15 protein-coding genes are annotated in these 20199 nt (G+C 48.7%); 4 read left to right on the top strand and 11 right to left on the bottom strand.

What is annotated here, in order from left to right:
* Positions 1 to 7: 7 nt before the first annotated feature.
* The 3 genes from coxB to lexA all read right to left on the bottom strand — a co-directional run bounded on the left by coxB (position 8) and on the right by lexA (position 3085).
* Complete coding sequence (coxB, locus tag N5E87_RS20325) at positions 8 to 1549, bottom strand: cytochrome c oxidase subunit II (RefSeq protein WP_279775807.1); 1542 nt, start codon at positions 1547 to 1549, stop codon at positions 8 to 10.
* A 406-nt stretch (positions 1550 to 1955) separates the two neighbouring features.
* Positions 1956 to 2468 carry a SulA-like leucine-rich domain-containing protein gene (locus N5E87_RS20320; RefSeq protein WP_279775806.1) on the bottom strand — a complete coding sequence of 171 codons (513 nt, stop codon included), beginning with the start codon at positions 2466 to 2468 and terminating at the stop codon, positions 1956 to 1958.
* On the bottom strand, positions 2465 to 3085 hold the full coding sequence (gene lexA, locus N5E87_RS20315; protein WP_011624510.1) for a transcriptional repressor LexA: 621 nt from the start codon (positions 3083 to 3085) through the stop codon (positions 2465 to 2467). The genes N5E87_RS20320 and lexA overlap by 4 nt, the downstream gene beginning before the upstream one ends.
* A gap of 161 nt (positions 3086 to 3246) precedes the next feature.
* Between lexA and plsB the strand changes: the two genes are divergently transcribed.
* From plsB to N5E87_RS20300, 3 genes are all read left to right on the top strand, one after another.
* Positions 3247 to 5670 (top strand): glycerol-3-phosphate 1-O-acyltransferase PlsB, encoded by a 2424-nt coding sequence (gene plsB, locus N5E87_RS20310; protein WP_086902444.1) that lies wholly within the window; start codon positions 3247 to 3249, stop codon positions 5668 to 5670.
* Complete coding sequence (gene mtr / locus N5E87_RS20305) at positions 5670 to 6926, top strand: tryptophan permease (protein ID WP_086902443.1); 1257 nt, start codon at positions 5670 to 5672, stop codon at positions 6924 to 6926. The genes plsB and mtr overlap by 1 nt, the downstream gene beginning before the upstream one ends.
* A gap of 132 nt (positions 6927 to 7058) precedes the next feature.
* The gene (locus N5E87_RS20300) at positions 7059 to 7835 is read left to right on the top strand and encodes a VOC family protein (RefSeq protein ID WP_086902442.1); all 777 of its coding nucleotides are present in this window, start codon (positions 7059 to 7061) and stop codon (positions 7833 to 7835) included.
* 113 nt (positions 7836 to 7948) lie between these two features.
* On the opposite strand, the gene N5E87_RS20295 is transcribed toward N5E87_RS20300, so the two are convergent.
* Entirely contained in the window at positions 7949 to 9910 is a 1962-nt protein-coding gene (locus tag N5E87_RS20295) for a methyl-accepting chemotaxis protein (RefSeq protein ID WP_279775805.1), read from the bottom strand.
* Between the two features lie 226 nt (positions 9911 to 10136).
* Positions 10137 to 11318 (bottom strand): ribonuclease T2, encoded by a 1182-nt coding sequence (locus tag N5E87_RS20290; RefSeq protein WP_086902440.1) that lies wholly within the window; start codon positions 11316 to 11318, stop codon positions 10137 to 10139.
* Between the two features lie 189 nt (positions 11319 to 11507).
* Here N5E87_RS20290 and N5E87_RS20285 point away from each other — a divergent pair, with 189 nt between their 5' ends.
* Positions 11508 to 13082 (top strand): hypothetical protein, encoded by a 1575-nt coding sequence (locus tag N5E87_RS20285; protein WP_086902439.1) that lies wholly within the window; start codon positions 11508 to 11510, stop codon positions 13080 to 13082.
* A gap of 75 nt (positions 13083 to 13157) precedes the next feature.
* Here N5E87_RS20285 and N5E87_RS20280 read toward each other — a convergent pair whose 3' ends face one another.
* The 6 genes from N5E87_RS20280 to N5E87_RS20255 all read right to left on the bottom strand — a co-directional run bounded on the left by N5E87_RS20280 (position 13158) and on the right by N5E87_RS20255 (position 19790).
* Positions 13158 to 16301 carry a CusA/CzcA family heavy metal efflux RND transporter gene (locus N5E87_RS20280; protein WP_086902438.1) on the bottom strand — a complete coding sequence of 1048 codons (3144 nt, stop codon included), beginning with the start codon at positions 16299 to 16301 and terminating at the stop codon, positions 13158 to 13160.
* Positions 16302 to 16310: 9 nt separating this feature from the next.
* Positions 16311 to 17819, bottom strand: a complete 1509-nt coding sequence (locus N5E87_RS20275) for an efflux RND transporter periplasmic adaptor subunit (RefSeq protein WP_086902437.1) — start codon at positions 17817 to 17819, stop codon at positions 16311 to 16313.
* A gap of 21 nt (positions 17820 to 17840) precedes the next feature.
* On the bottom strand, positions 17841 to 18101 hold the full coding sequence (locus N5E87_RS20270) for a heavy metal-binding domain-containing protein (RefSeq protein ID WP_023266436.1): 261 nt from the start codon (positions 18099 to 18101) through the stop codon (positions 17841 to 17843).
* 219 nt (positions 18102 to 18320) lie between these two features.
* Complete coding sequence (locus N5E87_RS20265) at positions 18321 to 18797, bottom strand: hypothetical protein (RefSeq protein WP_011624501.1); 477 nt, start codon at positions 18795 to 18797, stop codon at positions 18321 to 18323.
* Positions 18798 to 18869: 72 nt separating this feature from the next.
* Positions 18870 to 19325, bottom strand: a complete 456-nt coding sequence (locus N5E87_RS20260; RefSeq protein WP_086902436.1) for a DUF2057 family protein — start codon at positions 19323 to 19325, stop codon at positions 18870 to 18872.
* A gap of 102 nt (positions 19326 to 19427) precedes the next feature.
* Complete coding sequence (locus N5E87_RS20255) at positions 19428 to 19790, bottom strand: hypothetical protein (RefSeq protein WP_011624499.1); 363 nt, start codon at positions 19788 to 19790, stop codon at positions 19428 to 19430.
* Between the last annotated feature and the right edge of the window lie 409 nt (positions 19791 to 20199).

Genomic DNA, 20199 nt, shown 5'->3' with positions numbered 1-20199 from the left:
TAATCCCCTACTGTCCATGGCGAGCAATATCAGCGGGTTGCACTGTATCGCCGGTATTATTGCCCCACGCATTGCGCTCATAGGTAATGATGGCGGCAAGCTGTTGTGGCGTGAGTTGTGTGCCAAATGCCTGCATCGCCGTGCCCGGTTTACCGTGCATCACTATGTCGATGTGATTGGCGATCGGACCCGTTGCGATAGCGCTACCAGCAAGGGCGGGGAAGGCGGGAGGCATACCTGCACCCGTTAGCTGGTGGCAGGCGGCGCAAATCGTGGCATAGGTTTTTTCCCCTTCGGCCATTAGTTCATCATGGCTAAGCGTGGGGAGACTCGCGGGGTCGACACTGGCGGTAGGTTCTGTCGCTGGCTTAGGCGCATCGGTGGTTGCGGGGGGCGGAGTCGTTGCTACTGGTTCGCTATTGGTGCCACCGGATTTATGGGCATCAACGTCTTTGGCTTGCACCGCATCACCCGTGTCATTGCCCCACGCATTACGCTCATAGGTAATCACGGCGGCAATTTCTTGGGCCGTTAATTGTTTGCCAAAGGCTTGCATAGCCGTACCTGCTTTACCATTGAGCACGATTTCAAGATGGCCGCTCAGTGGCCCGGTTGCAATGGGGCTGCCTTTGAGGTGTGGGAATACCCCCTGTAAACCTTCACCGTTAGGTTGGTGACAGGCTGCGCAGTGACCGAGGTAAACTTGCTCACCCTGAGCCATCAGCTCTTCTTTAGTCAGTGTTTGCGATAACGCGGCTTGTGCGGCTTGCGCTGCGGCATTGGCGGCTTGTTTTTGTTCTTCAACCCAAGCATCGAACTCGGCTTCGGGTAATGCCTGCACCACTATCGGCATAAAACCATGGTCTTTACCGCAAAGCTCGGCACATTGGCCACGGTAAATACCGGGTTTGTCGATACGGGTCCACGCCTCATTGATAAAACCTGGGTTAGCGTCTTTTTTAACGGCAAAGGCGGGCATCCACCATGAGTGGATAACATCCTCTGAGGTCATCAAGAAACGGATTTTACGATTGACCGGTAATACTAGGGGTTTGTCGACCTCGAGTAAGTAGTGCTCACCCTTAGCTTCACTACCTTCGATTTGAGGTCTTGGGGTTGCGAGAATGCTGTAAAAATCAATATCTTGATCGAAGTAGCTATAATGCCATTTCCATTGAGAGCCAGTGACTTTTACTGTGAGATCGGCATTGCTGGGATCTTCCATGGCAATCAGAGTTTTCGTGGCAGGAATCGCCATTAAGATCAGAATGACAAAAGGAATAATCGTCCACGCGATTTCGACTTTTGTACTCTCATGGAAGTGAGACGCGACCGCGCCCTTTGATTTCCTGTGGTTGATCATGGCATAAATCATCACGCCAAAAACCACTAGGCCTATGGCGCAGCAGATATACAGAATCGTCATGTGCAGGTGATAAACCTTGTCACTGATTTCTGTTACGCCGGGGGTCATGTTGAACCGCATGTCCGCTGCGGCCAACTGTGGGGCGAATAGCACCACGAGTAAACAATACAACCATTGCTTCACAAGACTTCTCCTCTGCCAATTGCGAATAGCAACTACAAAGAAGAGCAACACAGTAAGTCTCAACTCTATGCAAACTCTTCAGTTCCCAAAAAAGCTTCTCTGACTTCAACGTGCGTTGGCGGCTTACTTTTGATTAAGTATTGTTACTGCTGGTATTAGCCACACTGGCACATACTGCTGAATAAACCCATTATTCTCGATTTTTGTGGGCAAGAGATATTCGATAAATCGTCGATATTTTTTGCCTAAACGGGCGATATATTATGCTCGTCTGAATCAAACATACTTGCTGTTTAAAAATTGATCAAGATCACTTCTTTTTCTAATTGTCTGAAAAATTGCCAAAAAAAAGCCCCACATTCACAGGTGAGGCGGCTTTCAAGGCTAAATACGCAGTGCAAAAATTTTAATGAACAGAGCTAAAAAAACTACCTTGGGCAAAGTGAGCGGGTTGCTTGAGTGTCGCGTCCGCAGTCGAGTGATTTACGACACCTTCGAGCACTATTCCCATGGCGCGAGCGCTCTTGGCCACAATTTGCAAACGACGATTGTCGCGGGCATCGAGTGAGTGGATCCAAGTAATTACTGCGCTTGAAGTGCCACTGGTTAAGGCTTTTTCCATGGCCCACAGGGTTTCGACTTCATCTTTCGCATGGACTAAGAGAACTCGGTCCATACGCACGCCAGCGTTGGCCAGTAACTGCTTGTAGCCAATACTCGGAGGGTTGATGAGCACGACCCAGCGGCCTTGTTGGCTCAATTGTGCTAACTGCTTGCTAAGCTGCATCAGCTCTTGGCGCCCTTGGCTCTCGGTGGGCATAGTGATAATAGGCGTATGCTGCCAGTCAGTATCGGTTTCGCGTACCGCATCGAGCCATAAACCGGGGTGACGCGGGGCATTACCTAGTAGTTTGTTCATAGCCAATCTCCATTGCGGATCACCCCTACGGCGAGCCCTTCTATTGTTAGACTTTGGAAACTTAAATCGACTTTAATTGGGGAGTAATCTTCATTCTCTGCATGTAGATAAACGAGATTCCCTTTCTTTTCAAAGCGTTTAACTGTTACATCATCGTCAACGCGAGCAACAACTACTTGGCCATTGCGCGCTTGCTGTACTTTATGAACGGCGAGCAGATCCCCCTCGAGGATACCGATGTTCTTCATACTGTCACCTCTGACACGCAGTAAGAAATCGGCGGCAGGGTGGAACATGCTAGGGTCGACTTGGTAGTACTGTTCGACATGCTCTTGGGCGAGAATAGGTTCGCCCGCAGCCACTTGGCCAATCAGTGGTAAGCCTGATTCGCTGTTATCTTCTTCCTCAACGGGGAGACGGATCCCGCGGGAAGTGCCAGGCATGATCTCGATGCAGCCTTTTTTCGCCAATGCCTTAAGGTGTTCTTCGGCAGCATTTGCACTTTTAAAACCCAAACGGGTGGCGATTTCGGCCCGGGTGGGTGGCATGCCAGTCTCGGCAATATTACGTTTAATCAGCTCTAAAATTTCGGCTTGGCGTGGCGTCAACGGTCTCATGTTCTTTCCTGTTTTTCTATACAGTTACTGTTAGTATATACAGTATTATTCGTAGTGCAAGTATTAACCACTTTTTAACGCGATTGGAGAGTATTAGCGAATGTTCCCTAGAATCTGGTATTCTATGGGGCTAATGAACGTACTTACATTGCATAAGAATAATGCCTAAACAAGACTCTCTTTGGTTGAAATCATTACGCTGGATCCAAAAACACTTAGTGCACACTATTGTTGTGCCGCAGGATCCCTTTGCCGATCTGAATCTGGACGCCTCCAGACCGCTTGCTTATGTAATGAAAACAGAATCCCTGAGTGATATTGCTGCGTTAAGCGAGATCACCACTAAGCTGGGTTTGCCAAGCCCCTACGAGCCGCTCGTGGTAAATGGCGTTGTCGCGCCCCGCGTCGTTTGTCTCGAAGGGCGTAAGCCTTTGTTTGGCGAACGTGCCAGCAATGAGCCATTCCTCGAATGTTTTATGCGTTTGTTGGCTGTCCATAAGGAAAAGCCAGAGTTAGATATTCAGCTGGTGCCTGTGAGTCTGTATTGGGGCCGTACCCCGGGTAAAGAAGACGACACCATGAAGGCGGCTGTGCTTGAGCGCGAGAATCCAACTTGGTTACGTAAGTGCCTGATGATCCTATTTTTAGGCCGCCACAACTTTGTTCAGTTTTCTAATGCGGTATCGCTGCGTTATATGGCCGACGAACACGGCACCGATATGGGGATTGCCCATAAACTGGCGCGGGTGGCGAGAGTGCATTTCCGCCGTCAACGCAAGGTGATGACAGGGCCTGTGTTGCCTAATCGGCAGGCGATGTTCCACTCTCTGTTGAAATCCGAATCCTTACGCAAGGCGATTCAGGAAGAAGCGGCGAGTAAGAAGATTTCCGAAACCCAAGCTCGTGAAACAGCAATTGAATATCTTGATGAAATTGCAGCGAATTATTCCGATAGCCTAGTGCGTATTGCCGAGCGTTTCTTAACTTGGTTATGGAACAAGCTCTACAGCGGTATCAATATCAAAGGTGCCGAGCAAATCCGCCAGCTTCACCATGATGGTCACGAGATTGTGTATGTACCTTGCCATCGCAGCCATATGGATTACCTGCTGTTATCCTACATTTTGTATTACCAAGGCATGGTGCCACCGCATATTGCGGCGGGGATTAACCTAAACTTCTGGCCTGCTGGTCCGCTGTTCCGCCGTGGCGGGGCTTTCTTTATTCGCCGTAGTTTTAACGGCAATAAACTCTATACGGCCGTGTTCCGTGAATACCTCGATCAGTTGTTTGCTAAGGGATATTCGGTGGAGTATTTCTCTGAAGGTGGCCGCTCTCGCACCGGTCGTCTATTGGCGCCGAAAACGGGCATGATTGCCATGACGATCAACAGTGTGCTGCGTGGCATCGAACGCCCTGTCACCTTAGTGCCTGTGTATTTAGGTTATGATCACGTGATGGAAGTGGCGACTTATCACAAAGAGTTGAGTGGTAAGAAGAAACAGAAAGAATCTGTATGGCAAGTCTTTGGTGCTATTCGTAAATTAGGTAATTTTGGCCAAGGTTATGTCAACTTTGGTGAGCCGATTACACTGCAAAACTTCTTGAATGAGACGGCGCCAAACTGGCGCACTGAAGTGGCCGACGATCCCGAACAAAAACCGACTTGGTTAACCCCTGCGGTGAACGTGTTAGCGAATCGTGTGATGACCCGCATTAACGATGCCGCCGCCGCCAGTTCAATCACCTTGACCAGCTTAGTGCTATTGGCGTCGGAGCAAAATGCCCTAGAGCGTTGCTTGCTCGAGCGTCAGTTAGATTTGTACCTGACGCTGCTCAAGCGTGTGCCTTACACTTCGTTTACATCGGTGGCCGAAGGTGATGGCAAGCACTTAGTGCAGCAAGGTTTAGAGCTGAATAAGTTCTCCATCAATGCCGATCCTCTGGGTGAGATAGTATCTATTGACGCGAATCAAGCGATTTCAATGACTTACTATCGTAACAATATCATCCACTTATTTATTATTCCGTCGTTGATTGCTAGCTGCTTAACCAACAATAAGCAGATTTCAAGAGCCCATATCCTAGGGATTGTGAGTGACTTCTATCCGCTACTGAAGGCGGAGTTATTCATGGGTATCAAGGACCTCCCAAGTTATGTGAATCAAGTGCTGGATCTGTTTATTGAGCAGGGTCTAGTGCAGGAAAGCGATACGCTGTCGGTGGTGACCGAGCACACCAGTCAAATGTTGTTGCTGGCCGGAAGCGTTAGCGAAACCTTGCAACGCTATGCGATTATCTTCAATCTGCTGGCCCACAGACCTAAGATGGAGCGTTCGGAGCTGGAGTCTGAAAGCCATCTGCTGGCCCAACGTTTAGGGGCGCTGCATGGAATTACTGCACCAGAATTTTACGACAAGAAACTCTATAACACTTTGAGTGTTAAGCTTAAAGAGTTAGGTTATTTTTCCGAGAAGGAAGATAAATCCGACGTCGAGCGCATTCGCGATCAAGCCAATAGCTTACTTCGAGCCTCAGTGAGACAAACCATAGTAGCGAGCGTGACCGCGGAGCATATCGTTTAATGGCTAACCATATGAATGCGGCGAAGAATAAGCCGGTGGGCAAGTCTTTGCTTGGTGGTGCCATGATTATTGCTGGCACCACAGTCGGGGCGGGGATGTTTTCTTTGCCCGTTGTGGGCGCTGGCATGTGGTTTGGCTACTCGGTACTGATGTTACTCGGTATTTGGTTCTGCATGTTGATGTCGGGGCTGTTACTGCTCGAAACCAACCTGCATTTCGAGCCGGGGGCGAGTTTCGATACCTTGACCAAGGAGACCCTAGGCCAGTTTTGGCGGATCGTGAATGGGGTATCGATTGCCTTCGTGCTCTACATCTTAACCTACGCCTACATCAGTGGCGGCGGCTCGATTGTTAACCATAGCCTACAGGGCATGGGGATTGAGTTACCCCAGAGTGTCGCCGGGTTAGTGTTTGCGGTTGTGCTCGCCTGTATCGTGTTGATCAGCACCAAGGCGGTGGATCGTATTACGACCATAATGCTCGGCGGGATGATCATCACTTTCTTCCTCGCGATTGGTAATTTACTGATCGAGATCGATGTGACTAAGTTGCTTGAACCGGATGGCAATCAAAGCTTTATGCCTTATCTGTGGGCTGCTTTGCCCTTTGGCTTGGCAAGTTTTGGCTACCATGGCAACGTGCCGAGTCTGGTGAAGTACTATGGCAAAGATTCATCGACCATCATCAAAGCGATTTTCGTCGGCACTTTCATCGCACTGATCATTTATGTCTGCTGGTTAGTCGCCACTATGGGCAACATTCCCCGCAGCCAATTTAGTGAGATTATTGCCCAGGGTGGCAATATGGGGGTGTTAGTCGGCGCCTTGTCGAAAGTGATGGAAAGTAGCTGGTTAAACAGCATGTTAACTCTGTTTGCTAACTTGGCTGTGGCGTCTTCTTTCCTTGGCGTGACCTTAGGCTTATTCGATTATTTGGCCGATTTATTCGGGTTTGACGATACGCGCTCGGGGCGGATGAAAACGGCAATCGTCACCTTTGTGCCGCCGACCATATTAGGTTTGCTGTTCCCCGATGGCTTTTTGGTTGCCATTGGTTTCGCAGCCTTAGCGGCAACCGTTTGGGCCGTGATAGTGCCAGCACTGATGGCCTATAAATCGAGACAGCAGTTCCCTAACCATCAAGGTTTTAGAGTCTTTGGTGGCACGCCCTTAATTATCCTTGTGGTGTTATATGGCGTGGTGACAGGGGCTTGTCATCTACTCGCGATGGCGAATTTATTGCCGCAGTTCTCCTAAGTATTTTGCCTACGAATCAAGCCCTCAAATTGAGGGCTTTTTCTTTATATTCATCTTTTTATCGCCAAAACTGGACAGTTGCTCAAACTCCAGCTTAACTCGAACACATTATCTGTTTGATTGGAGTCTGCAATGAGGATTACTCAGTATGCACAGGGACAGGCCTGTTGGGTCGAACTGGCGAGCCATGACTGGCAGGGCGCACAGACGTTTTACCATGCACTATTTGGCTGGAATGCGGTGGAAATGGCGATTCCTAATGGTCATTTCTCGCTGTTCAATCTGGAGGGGGACGATTTAGGGGCCATGTATCAAATCCCTGAGTCGGAACCACAGATCCCCAGCCATTGGCGGATCTATTTTGCGGTTAAGGATATCGAGGCGACGGTTGCCGCCATCCTGGCTGCGGGTGGGCAATTACACATGGGCCCGCATGTGGTGGGTGAAGCGGGCGTGATGGCGCAGGTGAGCGACCCCGAAGGAGCACGCTTTGCCCTGTGGCAAGCAAAAAATCACTCAGGCTCGCGTCGCCAAGGTGAAGAAAATACCCTGTGTTGGGTGGAGCTGGCCTGCCGCGAACCTAGCGCCGAAGCCAGTTTTTACACTCAAGTGTTTCCTTGGACCGCACTTCCTAGCCATGTACCCGGCATCGATTACACCGAGTGGCAAATCGACGGTCAGTCTATGGGAGGCATGATGAAAATGATGCCGGAATGGGGCGAGATCCCCGCCCATTGGATGCCTTATTTTGTGGTGGCGGATTGTGATGCCTTTGCCGCTAAGGCGCAGGGGCTAGGTGCGCAAATATGCGTGCCGCCAAGCGATATCCCCGATGTGGGACGTTTTTCGGTAATTGCCGACGCGCAAGGGGCAACCTTCGCGGTCATCAAGTTAAATGCGCTATCTTAAACTGGCGAGGAGAGATTTCAGCATAAACGACAATAAAACCTAGGTTTATTGAAGTCATACCTAGGTTTTATATGGTCTTATGTCGATGCGCTTATTTCTTTATCCGCTACTGGCTACACCTTAAACTCACTCACTAAACCATCCAGCTGTTGACCTATCCCCAGCAAGCCATTGGCAGAGCTTGCTGCCTGTTTAACCCCCGTCAGAGTGCGGTAGGCGCTGTCATTCACGCTGTTGATCGACATATTAATTTCTTCCACCACGGTAGACTGCTGCTCGGCAGCGTGGGCCATTTGTGAAACCGAGTGGGTGATCGACATGACCATTTCGGTGATAGTCGAGAGGGCCGATTCCACTTGGGTCACTTGCTCGACCGTGCTGTTGGTGGCTTCTCGGCTTTGTCCCATCATGGTCGCCGCTGAGCCCGATCTATCCTGCAGTGTTTGGATGATTTGCTGGATTTGCTTGGTCGATTCTTGCGTTCTGCTGGCAAGTGAACGTACTTCATCGGCAACCACGGCAAAGCCTCGTCCTTGCTCGCCTGCCCGAGCCGCTTCGATGGCCGCGTTGAGCGCCAACAGATTGGTTTGCTCGGCAATGGCGCGGATCACATCCAGCACGGCACCAATCTTATCGCTGTCGTTACGTAACTGTTCTATGGTCGTGGCCGAGGCTTCGACTTTGCTCGCCAGTTCCCTCATCGAATGAGTGGCGCGGGTAACAGTCTCGCGGCCGAGGAGGGCTTGTGCTTTGGCATCTTCTGAGAGCTTATTGGCAGTATCGGCACTGGCGGCAACTTCGACGGCACTGGCGGCCATTTCGGTGATGGCCGAGGCGACGAGTTGGGTTTCATTCTGCTGTGAACTCATGTCTTGAGTTGCACTGTGAGTCACACTGTTTAACTGGGTTGATGCGCTAACCATTTGAACAGTCGTGTCTTTGACTTCGGCCACTAACTGCTGGATCCGCAGCACAAAGCGGTTAAAGTTTTTGGCAAGTTGGGTCAATTCGTCATGGCCGTTTACGGGGAGGCGCTGGGTGAGATCTGCCTCGCCATCGGCGATTTCATTCAGTAGCGCCACCACTTCACGTATGGTGCGCAGCAGGCTTTGGGTCACTATCACGGTAATAAAGGCGGAAAGCAGAATCGCGATCAGCAGGATAATGTTGATAAAGATGATTTTTTGGCTGACTTCCTTGGCGGCGATATCGCCCGCTTCGGAGAGAGACTTCATGGTATTGTCTTGCAGATCTGAGGTTATCTGCGCCATTTCGATGCCGATATTATCGAGTTGCACTATGGCTTGATTGCGGTTGTTAATCGCCTCAAAGACCCCGTTGGCCGCTTGTTCATACTCCCTAAGCAATCCGGCGGCTTGCTTGACTTGTGATTGGTAGCTCAAGTTATCGAGCGCGGCGGCAAGCTCATCCATAGTAGTATGAGTGTTGACGATTTCATCCCGAAAACGCTGTGACTGCTCGGCTTGGTTATCGAGGAGAAACTTGCTGACATAGAGGCGAGCCAAGAGCAGTTCACGCAGATTTTTACCGGCGAAGAAGGCGCCCTGTACATCGCCATCGGTAAAAGATGACTGCATGATCTGGGAGATAATTTTCTCGATTTCGGGCCCGTTAACGTCGAGTATGCCGGTGACTAGCTTGGCTCTTTGCTGCTGATTAGTCACGACTTGGCGATTAAAAATATCCACATACTCTTTTTCATGGGCAATGATCTGCTCAAGCATTTGAGTTCGCTCAGGATTATCTATATGGGCTTTGGCCTTTGCCAATATGTCGCGGGTTTTGCTGTCTTGGGCGCTAAATTCGGCTGCCGTCTCGCTGGAGCCGGTTTTGACATAGGTTTTTACCGTGAGGCGCAGGCGATAAATTTCCTGTAACAGGCTACTGGTGAGATCGCTTTCTGGGGCAAGATCTTCAGTAACGGCGCGCATCCGACTATCAATGTCGGTCAGGGCAAAGTAGCTTAATACCCCTAAAGTGATAAGCATGGCAACGAGAAAGACAGGAACGATTGCAAGCTTTTTAGTGAGCGTTAACTGATTGATAGAAAACATAGTTACCTCAGAGTGAACTTGTCTTCCATGGCTTGGATTAAAGCGCTAGCTCCTGTACTAGGCACGGCTTGTTTGAGTATAGGAGACATATCCTGAGGTAAAGGGACTGCTTAAATGAAGTTTCGTTAATATTGGGCGAGGGCGTTTGGGAGGGATAACCGTTTTTAGCCTCTTGGTTTATAAGCGGTTGCCAGTGGCGATATGCCCCGCCACTGGCTGTATGCGGTTAGTTTGGATTGTCGATAAACAGTGTGGCCGGGCAATTGGTTTTTTTCGCCTTCGGCGCCTTCGCGAGCAGACTCGGCAAAGAGTCGGAGTTGTTGATGACTTGAGGCAGGTTAATGCGGATTTCACTCAAGAGTCCTTTGGCGCAGTCTAGGGTGACTTTAGTGTGCGCACCTTGGCCAAAGCTGGCATCAAAGCTCTGATTTAGCTCCTGTTGAGTCACTTTTTTACCGATTCTTTCATGGATAAATTGTTGCACCCATGCGGAGGCATTCACTTCCTGTGTCAGCTGAGTCGCTAGTAAGAAGTAGTCATTTGGGTCTTGGTTGCGACAGGTGCCATGTTTCCACCATTCATGTCGCTCTAAACAGCTGCCGTAGCGGGCGCTTGGCATCACTTCCTCGAGATTTTTTTGAACGGAGGCATTGAGCGGCACCTCGGGATAATCACAAAAATCACTCGGTTGTTGTTTCACGCTGCTGCAAAAGCCGTAACGGGTGCCACATTGCTGGCGATTCGGCCAGAGGCCATGCAGGCTAAAGTGTTGCCACTGAGGCGCATCACTGTTCTGGCTTAAGGCGCGGCACTCGGGTTTACGGCTGCCATAGAGTTCGCAAAAGGTGCTCTGCCAACTCAGGGCGAGCACATTGGAGTCGTAGTTATCCTCGATTTGGCACACATTGCCTTGGCGCTTCTCTGGCGTGCCACGTTCTTGCGGTTTTTCACTCTTAACTGCCGTGCTCTCGCTAGTGAGGCTTGTTTGCGCGGGCTCGACATTCGCGGTGGGCTGAGCGGTCGCTATGGATTCGGCGGGCGCTGTAACTGCGGCATTGTATTGTCCGCAATCACCTTTTATCCAACGCAGTGGCGAGCTGTTGGCATTGGTTCGCACCCTGAGCCAATCGGGATTACTGCTATTACCTAAAATTTCGGCAACGGGATAATGCTCGCCAATATTGCTCTGCCAATCATCGGGATTGGTTTGTTTATTTTTAGACTGAAACAGTTCGCAGCGCTTGCTAGCGACAAACTCTCCCGAGGCAGGTGTGGCATATGCGGGTGCTGCTGACATGATTAGTGAAGAACACAAACTGAACGAAGCGAGTAAAACATGTAATCGTTTTTTCAGGAAAAGTTTTTGTGACCATATTTGGCTGATGATTAAACAAGATGGCTTAGTCATGTGATGGCATCCTTTCTACAGCAGTAAGTCGAGTCAATTTTGTGGTGCGCTGCGTTAATGGTACATATAAGCGTTGTAAACTGAGAGGCTTATTTTGTGGATCGCAAACATCAGTGTCATTAGGGTGTCATGCATTCGTCTTATATTCGGGTTTTATTTATAAAACTTTTGAATATAAAGAGGTTATTCATGCATAAGGTCATAAATCTCAATGTTGTTTTATTATCGTCTCTAGTGGTGCTATCTGGTTGTAATTCTGACTCTGATAAGACTGAACCTACACCCATTGAGCCCAGTGGGCGTTGGCTAAAAGGTGACTTACACGTTCACACTGCGGTTTCGCAGGATGCTCGTGAAACCCAGTCTGATATTCTGAAATGGGCCTTTGGTGACTTCGGTTTAGACTATGTTTCATTATCAAATCATATGCGTAACAACAGTCAAGATAATGATGATAACGACGTAGGTGGATTACTGTTTTACGATGCGTTAACTCAGTATGAAATTCCCGGTTTAAAGAAGAGCATGCCTAACTATGGGGGCAAGATTGCTTATTCAAGTTTTGAGTGGGATATGCCAACCCATGAGCACTTTAACATTGGTATTTTAGGTGATGAAGCCAAAGTTCTGTCTGCGGTTAAGACCTTTGAGTACAGATTTAGTAGTAAAAATGATATTACAAACTTTGATCCCAAAGATGTTGCTGCATGGACGGCTGCGGGGGATACCCGTCAAAATAAGACTCACGAGGATGCTGTTGCTGCTTTGAAGTGGTTAGAGACTCATTATCCAGACAGCAGTTACGGGATGCTAAATCATCCCCGTCGTTATTTATCCAGCTATACGATTCAAGATGTTAGGGAGCTGAACGATGTTGCTCCGAATGTTTTCTTTATGGTTGAAGGTCTTGTCGGTGGGCAGTTCAGTGGTAACCGTGGTGACTATGGTGAGAGTAGTAGTGGTGTGTACGGCGGCGTTGATCCGGTTGTTGCTGAGGTCGGTGGCTGGTGGGATGCATTATTGGGTGAAGGTCGTAGAATTTGGAACATGGGTAACTCGGATATCCACTTTAAAACACGTACTCCCTACGCTAGTAGTTATTATCCGGGTGAATATGCGAAAAGTTACACTTGGGTTGATGGCAAAGATACTACAGCGCTTTTGAAGGGATTACGCTCGGGCAATAGCTTTTCTGTGTTTGGTGATTTGATCGATGCCTTGGATTTTAAGCTTGAAAATGGCAATAAGAATAGTGTAACCATGGGACAAACTTTAGTGGCTAAACCTGGTGATAAGTTAACACTCACTATTCGCTTTAAAAGTCCGGCGTTGAATAATAAAGAGTCTGATATAGGTAATGAAATTTACGCTGGAATTAACCCTGGTGTAAACCACATAGACTTGATAGCGGGTAATGTGGGTCAGCGTGCTGAGCCTGGGACCGCGGCTTACAGAAAAGAAACAAATGATTCAACCTTAGTCGTTAGAACCTTTACTAGTGCCGACTGGCATAAAGATACCGATGGCTACTACAGTATGAGTTACAGTTTTATCGCGGATCAGCATCAATATTTCCGTCTGCGTGGGACGAATTTAGATTATAACCAAGCTAATCTGACGGAAAGAGGTAATCCTTTGAAATCAGCAGTGATTAATCAAGCTGAAGATGAATCCGTACAGTCTTGGTATAACAAGATTAATGATCGTAACTATAACGACCTGTGGTTCTATTCTAATCCTGTGTTTGTTAACACAGTTCAATAACTCTTTTTTTAAATGCAGTTGAATAAAAATCCCCCAGACTATTATGGTTTGAGGGATTTTTTTATGCCTTTGCTATCAGTGAACTGCGTCTTGCTTTAATTTACGTGAGTAAATGAGAAGATACAGTGCAGGCAGAACAAACAGCGACAATATCGGTGCTGTCACCATACCGCCGACCATAGGTGCGGCGATTTTTTGCATTACATCGTTACCCGAACCTGCGCCCCACATGATGGGCAAGAGGCCGAAGAAGATGGTTGCTACTGTCATCGCCTTTGGACGGATCCGCATGACCGCACCTTCAATCAAGGCTTCTTTTAAGTCCTCGACCGTGTGGTAGGTGTTTTTCTCTTGCCTATGCTTAATGGCGTTATTGAGGTACACCAACATCACCACCCCGAATTCGGCGGCGACCCCCGCAAGGGCAATCATCCCTACCGCTACGGCGACCGAGATGTTGTAGTCGAGCAGATACAACAACCAAGTGCTACCCACGAGGGCGAAGGGAAGGCTGAGCATAATAATGCTGGCCTGCATGGTCGAGCCAAAGGTCATCATCAGTAGGATAAAGATTACCCCGAGTGCCATAGGGATCACTTGCTTGAGTTTAGCGTCGACCCGCTGCATGTACTCGTACTGACCCGCAAAGCTGTAGCTGTAACGAGCTGGGACCACGAGTTCCTCCTCCAAGGCTGTTTTGGCGGCCGCGATATATTCACCAATCGAAGTGCCTTCGATATCGATAAACACCCACGAAATTAAGCGGCCGTTTTCACTCTTAAGCATAGGCGCGCCATCGGTAATTTCGATGTCGGCCAAGTTACGCAGTGGCAAATAATGGCCAGATTTAGTGATCACCGGCAGTTCGCGCAGTTTCTCGATATTGTCACGCAGTTCGCGTGGGTAACGCAGGTTGATGGGGTAACGCTCTGAGCCCTGCACCGACTCACCAATATCCATACCGCCAATCGCGTAACGTACTACATCTTGGATATCCTGTAGTGTCATGCCATAGCGGGCGGCTACATCGAGTTTGGGGCTGATATCAATATAGCGACCGCCACCACTGCGTTCGGCGTAGGCCGATTTGGTGTGCGGCACTTTACTCAAGATAGCTTCAATCTTAGCGCCTAGGGTTTGTAGCTCATTGACATCGGCGCCAGTGATCTTAATCCCCACGGGGGTTTTAATCCCCGTCGACAGCATATCGATACGAGTTTTAATTGGTTGCACCCAAGCGTTGGTTAGGCCGGGCACTTTTACCGTTTGTTGCAGCTGATTGATGATGCCGTCTAAGGTCATGCCCTCACGCCACTCTTCATGGGGTTTAAGCATAATCGTGGTTTCGAGCATGGTCAGCGGCGCGGGATCGGTTGCGGTTTCGGCGCGGCCGACTTTACCGAATACGCGGGCGACTTCAGGGACGGTTTTAATCAAACGGTCAGTCTGTTGCAGCACTTCGGCGGCTTTACTGGCGCTGATCCCAGGCAGTGCCGTTGGCATATAGAGTAAATCCCCCTCTTCGAGGGCGGGCATAAACTCACTGCCCATGCGCGTCATAGGATACCAAGCACTCGCTAATGCCACTAAGGCAAGCACAATGGTGACTTTAGGGAACTTAAGCACCAGTTTTAATGCCGGTTGATACAGGGCAATCAGCACGCGACTGATAGGGTTACTGCGCTCGCTTGGGATTTTCCCACGGATAAAGTAACCCATAAGAATCGGCACTAAGGTAATAGATAAAAACGCGGCCGCGGCCATAGCAAAGGTTTTGGTATAGGCGAGCGGTGCGAATAAGCGTCCTTCTTGCGCTTCTAGCGCGAAGACGGGCACAAAGCTTAAGGTGATGATAATCAGCGAGAAAAATAGCGCTGGGCCGACTTCAATCGAAGCCTCGGTCACAATACGCCAATGCTCTTTTACCGAAGGCTCACGGTCGTGCTCGGCTTTAAAATGCTCCAAATGTTTGTGCAGGTTTTCGATCATCACGATGGCACCGTCAACGACCGCACCGATAGCAATGGCGATACCGCCAAGGCTCATAATGTTGGCATTCACGCCCATTTTGTTCATCACGATAAAGGCGATGAGAATCGACAGCGGCAAGGTGATAACGGCCACTAAGGTTGAGCGCGCATGCAGCAAAAACAGCAGACACACTAAGCCCACGACCAGCATTTCTTCGACCACTTTGCTGAATAGGTTATCCACGGACTTTTGGATCAGTTGCGAGCGGTCATAGGTTGGAATGATTTCCACGCCGTCAGGCAGACCGGTTTTTAACTCTTCAAGTTTGGCTTTAACCGCATCGATAGTCGCGAGGGCGTTTTCACCGTAACGCATGACCACAATGCCGCCCACGACTTCGCCTTCGCCATCTAGCTCGGCAATACCACGGCGAGAAGCAGGGCCTTTACGGACGGTCGCAACATCCTTAAGCAACAAGCCTGTGCCGGATGGGCTAGTGATCCCTAAAGGAATTTCACGGAAATCCTCTAAGGTTTGGCGATAACCCTTAGCGCGCACCATGTACTCTGCTTCGGCCATTTCGACCACTGAACCACCTGCCTCGCTGTTGGCTTTATCGATCGCTTGCTTAACGGCGGCGATATCGAGCTTGTAAATCGCCATTTTGTCCGGCTCAAGCACGATCTGATAGGTTTGTTCCATGCCGCCAACGGTCGCAGCTTCGGAGACGCCTGCAACACTTTGTAGCTCGAGTTTGAGATACCAATCTTGCAAGCTTTTCAGTTGCGACAGGTCTAAGTTGCCGGAGCGATCGACCAGTGCGTACTCAAATACCCAACCCACGCCTGAGGCATCGGGGCCGAGTGATGGTTGTACTCCTTGAGGTAAGCGACTGCTGATCTGGCTTAAATACTCCAACACCCGCGAACGCGCCCAATAGATGTCGGTGCCATCTTCGAAGATAACATACACATAAGAGTCACCAAACATCGAGAAACCCCGCACGGTTTTTGCACCGGGCACGGCTAACATGGCGGTTGAGAGTGGGTAAGTTACTTGTTCTTCAACCAATTTTGGCGCTTGACCCGGATAAGGAGTCTTAATGATCACCTGCACGTCGGATAAGTCCGGCAGAGCATCGAGCGGCGTTTTACGCAGCTCCTGTATCCCCCAGACAGTGATCATCATGGCGATAATCAACACCATGAGCCTTTGTCTGATCGAGGACTCGATAATATATTTCAACATAATCCGCTCCTAGTGCTGATGGCCGCTGCTTAAACGCATTAAGCTGCCCTTGAGGCTGGCCTCGGAGTCGAGTAGGAATTGTCCCGATGTCACCACGCGTTCACCTTCACTGAGACCCGAGACTATCTCGGCCTTACCTTGGCTCATCATGCCGACCGTCACGGCCTTAGCGGTAAAGCTGTCGTCGGCCTGTTTCACTATCACGCGGTTTTCTTTACCCGTTTGGATCAGGGCTTCCTGCGGGATCACTAACACATCTTTATTGGGCCCGCCGAAGAGCGAGACCTTGGCAAGCGTCTTAGGTCTGAGGGATACATCGGTATTATTCAGCACCACACGCACTCTTAAGCTGCGGGTGATGGGGTCAAGCTCTGGGTAGATATAGTCAATGGTGCCTTCGATACCACTGATATTCATGGCGGGCACAGAGACTTCGGCTTTTTGCCCTAGGGCAATCCAGCTTTGCTCGTTTTCAAACACATCGGCGATCACCCACACTTTGGAAAGGTCGACAACCGACATCACCTCAGTAGACGGTTGGATATACATGCCATCGCGCACATCGAGTGCTTTGACAATGCCATCTTGCAGGGCATAGAAAGGCACGCGGTACTGGGTCTGACGTGAGTCGGCAAGTTGTTGAATTTGCTTTTCATTCATTCCAAGTAGTGACAAGCGTAATCCCGCTTTACGGACTAAATCCTGATAACGGCTACCATTACCCGCAGACTTAGCGGTATCGAGCGCTAATAGATAGTCATCCTGGGCGTTAATCAGATCGGGTGAATAGATCTCGTATAACAGCTGGCCTTTTTTGACTGAGTCGCCAACGGATTTGATCATCAACTTTTCAATCCAGCCAGTAACACGGGCGTGCACATGGTTGATTTGGCTCTCGTCGTAGTCTATTTGGCCCACTGTTTCGACAAATTTCCATAGGGTATCGCGTTTAACCTCGGCCACTTTCAGGGCGAGTGCTTGCTGCATGCTGCCAGAGACATTGAGGTTGATTTCTTGGGTATTACCGCCGGTTTCAACCTTTTCTAAATTCATGCCGCAGATAGGGCAAGTGCCTGGCACATCACTAATAATGTGGGCGTGCATAGGGCAGACGTATTTTATGGTTGCCCCTGAACTTTGATTCTTGACTAAGCTATTGGCTTTAGGCGTTGGTGTATCAAAGACTTGCGCCGCATTTTGGCTTGCGCCACTGGCTTGATGATCCGCATGTTGGCCGGCAGCGCTTGCCTCTTCCTCTTCTTCCTTCTCAACGAGGAACATATTACACTTAGGGCAACGACCGGGTTCGTGACTTTCAACCTCGGGGTGCATTGGGCAAGTGTAGGTTTTGACTTGATTTGCGCTGTTAGTATCGTGCGCATGTTCGTGGCCCGCTTCAGCTTGTGTTGCAGCATTAACGAGCTGTGCTTGGGTTAACCAAGGCGTTCCCATCAGTAGGCTGCTGAGTATCAATACAGCCTTAGGGCCCGGCTTTTTTACTTTATTAAATTGCTTCATATGCCTCATCTCCAGCCTAGCTTAGTGGTGCGCGTGGTCTTTGTGCATTGCACCGTCAGCCATTTTTTCTTCAGTCGCTTTTGGCTCTAAATTCATGCCACATTTAGGGCAAGTGTCACCTTTGTTACCTGTCACTTCTGGGTGCATAGGGCAAACATAGGTTTGAGCTTGTTCCTGTGGCGCAGCATTGTCATGGTGGTGCTCATGGGGCGTTGCCGTAGCAAACACACTGGTGCTGGTCATTAAAAATGCAACTAAGGCAAGATTAGTTAAGGTTTTCATATTGTTCACTCCATCGGGTTTGGTAGCCGAATATGAGTGCATAAAACGTGACTGGTATTATTCTGCGCCGATAACCTGCGCGAATAGGGCTGCCATAGCGGTCAGCGGGATCAGTACTACGCTTTTGCTTTACTCTGGGTGCTGAGTTGTTGGTGCACCACAATAAACGGCGAAATAAATTGTTAGCTTTGTTCGCCCTGAAAAAAGGGCACAATGAGGCTAGGCTATCGGCGGTTTGAAGGCCGAAGACAGGGAGATAGAGTGGAAATGAGGCATAGGAGTGGCCACTGGGGTATCACTCAGTCCAACACTGGGCCAAAGGTGTGGGCTGAAAAGAGTGCCGGCAACTGAAATCGTTAAACAATGTCCACAGTCATTAAGACAAGATGTGGTGCCATCACAGCAGTGCTGCTTCGCGCCGGGAAGCATTTGATCGTTACAGCAATCTGTACTGGCCATTGCACCTGAATCAGCTCGGTTCTCTGTGTTCATCTGCATCATGGCGGCATGGTCCATTCCTTGGCTGGAAGGGTTATGAACCATAGCGCTCATTTCCATAGAGCGCATCACCATCGCGTGACCATTAGACGCAACACTTTGCCCGACGAGTGCGAGTAAAGTGAATATGACTAATAGTGAACGACCTAGTGTGTGATGCATAAATATTCCAAATAATGAACGGCTCGATTTTAGCATAGAGGCATTATCCTGCAATGAGTTAACTCACATTTCAGTTAATGCCCCCGCTTATAAACTCCTACGGTTTAATTATTTTGAGGGATGGTTTTTCAACATATCCGCCATTAATTGGCTGTGGTTTTGCAATGGCTGTGGCTGTGGCGTCGCATCATCCACACTTAATTGAATGCTGGGATTTTTAATAAAACGTCTCGCATCCGCCTCAATGACTAATTTAGGCGTGCTAATTTGGTAATTAGACTGAGATGCAACATCTAAGGTAAAGAATAAAGGTTCCGACTTCACCCAAGTGCCGCTGTCGTCCGCACGGTAGTTGAATACATCTTGATATTTAACTTCAACCAGTACTTTACCTTCGGGCAGTTCAACGGGTTTAAACGCTTTAGTGGCTTGGCCATTAATGCTGACAACATTGAGTGTTTCTGTACCTTTTAGGGTTGCTGCGTTAGCCGTCATGCTAATCGCCAGAGTGCTCATGATTAAAGTCGCGCCAACTAAGGTTTTGTTGATTAAAGTGGTTTTCATAATAAACTCCAAAAATTTGCTATATCGCGTGAGCGCGCAATCGTGGCGTCATCATCGCGGAATATTGAATCGATTTAATTGCTAAAACTTAAAACAGATCGGTTACAGCAAATTGGAGTTGGGAGGGGGTGTGGTTAACCCGAGATCGGCCGTTTGAATCGCCCAGCTTTGGACTGCAATACGCTTACTCGCATGGTTCATCAGTGCGAGTTGGGGTTGTGACGTAGAGAGATAAAGTTGTGCGAGACAATGGGTTTTACAGTGGTTGGTGAGGGAGTCTTGGCAATGCAGCATGCATTCGTCCGAAGGACAATCGGGCATAGTACACTTCATCTTGCCATCGACCATCTGCATGCTGGGCGTATCGTGGAAGTCATTCATCGCTGAAGTTGGCATAGCATTCACCATCGCCGATTGGGCGATAAGTGAAAATAACAGTGCTATGGTGATCCAAAACTTAGCCATAAAAACTCACTTAAAATAATATCTACCTCTAATGACCATTAAAGTTGATGAAAAGTTTCATACTCATTTTGTTTTTTTATGTATCACACTGTGGCTTTGCAGGTTAAATGTCGTCTTGATCACATTTTTGTATTCTAAAAATGATTTCATTGCCTTAGCTTCATAAGGTAGTACTTAATCATTGGTCGCTTAGCATAATGATTAATGTATTAGCGTGAGTTGAAGTACCCTCAAGCTCTGCTAAGCTGGGTTGAGTGAGTTATGTATTAAGAGTTAGACCTAAGTCTCATTTTGCACTTTTAAGTTTAAATTAATGGGCATTTTTAGGCTTAAAATCAAATTTCTAATAAATGAAAAAATATAAAATAGTCTTATAAAAACTAATTTTGACAATATTTTTTGGAGATAG

The sequence above is a fragment of the Shewanella sp. GD03713 genome, from assembly GCF_029843705.1.
Taxonomy (GTDB): domain Bacteria; phylum Pseudomonadota; class Gammaproteobacteria; order Enterobacterales; family Shewanellaceae; genus Shewanella.
This window is presented reverse-complemented; position numbering and strand designations above follow the sequence as displayed.

What these genes read in the sequence shown, in the direction of transcription:
- lexA (WP_011624510.1), bottom strand. Translation starts at nt 3,085, where the DNA reads ATGAGACCGTTGACGCCACGCCAAGCCGAAATTTTAGAGCTGATTAAA.
- N5E87_RS20300 (WP_086902442.1), top strand. Translation starts at nt 7,059, where the DNA reads ATGAGGATTACTCAGTATGCACAGGGACAGGCCTGTTGGGTCGAACTG.
- N5E87_RS20295 (WP_279775805.1), bottom strand. Translation starts at nt 9,910, where the DNA reads ATGTTTTCTATCAATCAGTTAACGCTCACTAAAAAGCTTGCAATCGTT.
- N5E87_RS20290 (WP_086902440.1), bottom strand. Translation starts at nt 11,318, where the DNA reads ATGACTAAGCCATCTTGTTTAATCATCAGCCAAATATGGTCACAAAAA.
- N5E87_RS20255 (WP_011624499.1), bottom strand. Translation starts at nt 19,790, where the DNA reads ATGGCTAAGTTTTGGATCACCATAGCACTGTTATTTTCACTTATCGCC.
- N5E87_RS20320 (WP_279775806.1), bottom strand. Translation starts at nt 2,468, where the DNA reads ATGAACAAACTACTAGGTAATGCCCCGCGTCACCCCGGTTTATGGCTC.
- N5E87_RS20275 (WP_086902437.1), bottom strand. Translation starts at nt 17,819, where the DNA reads ATGAAGCAATTTAATAAAGTAAAAAAGCCGGGCCCTAAGGCTGTATTG.
- N5E87_RS20285 (WP_086902439.1), top strand. Translation starts at nt 11,508, where the DNA reads ATGCATAAGGTCATAAATCTCAATGTTGTTTTATTATCGTCTCTAGTG.
- mtr (WP_086902443.1), top strand. Translation starts at nt 5,670, where the DNA reads ATGGCTAACCATATGAATGCGGCGAAGAATAAGCCGGTGGGCAAGTCT.
- N5E87_RS20270 (WP_023266436.1), bottom strand. Translation starts at nt 18,101, where the DNA reads ATGAAAACCTTAACTAATCTTGCCTTAGTTGCATTTTTAATGACCAGC.
- N5E87_RS20260 (WP_086902436.1), bottom strand. Translation starts at nt 19,325, where the DNA reads ATGAAAACCACTTTAATCAACAAAACCTTAGTTGGCGCGACTTTAATC.
- N5E87_RS20265 (WP_011624501.1), bottom strand. Translation starts at nt 18,797, where the DNA reads ATGCTAAAATCGAGCCGTTCATTATTTGGAATATTTATGCATCACACA.
- plsB (WP_086902444.1), top strand. Translation starts at nt 3,247, where the DNA reads ATGCCTAAACAAGACTCTCTTTGGTTGAAATCATTACGCTGGATCCAA.
- N5E87_RS20280 (WP_086902438.1), bottom strand. Translation starts at nt 16,301, where the DNA reads ATGTTGAAATATATTATCGAGTCCTCGATCAGACAAAGGCTCATGGTG.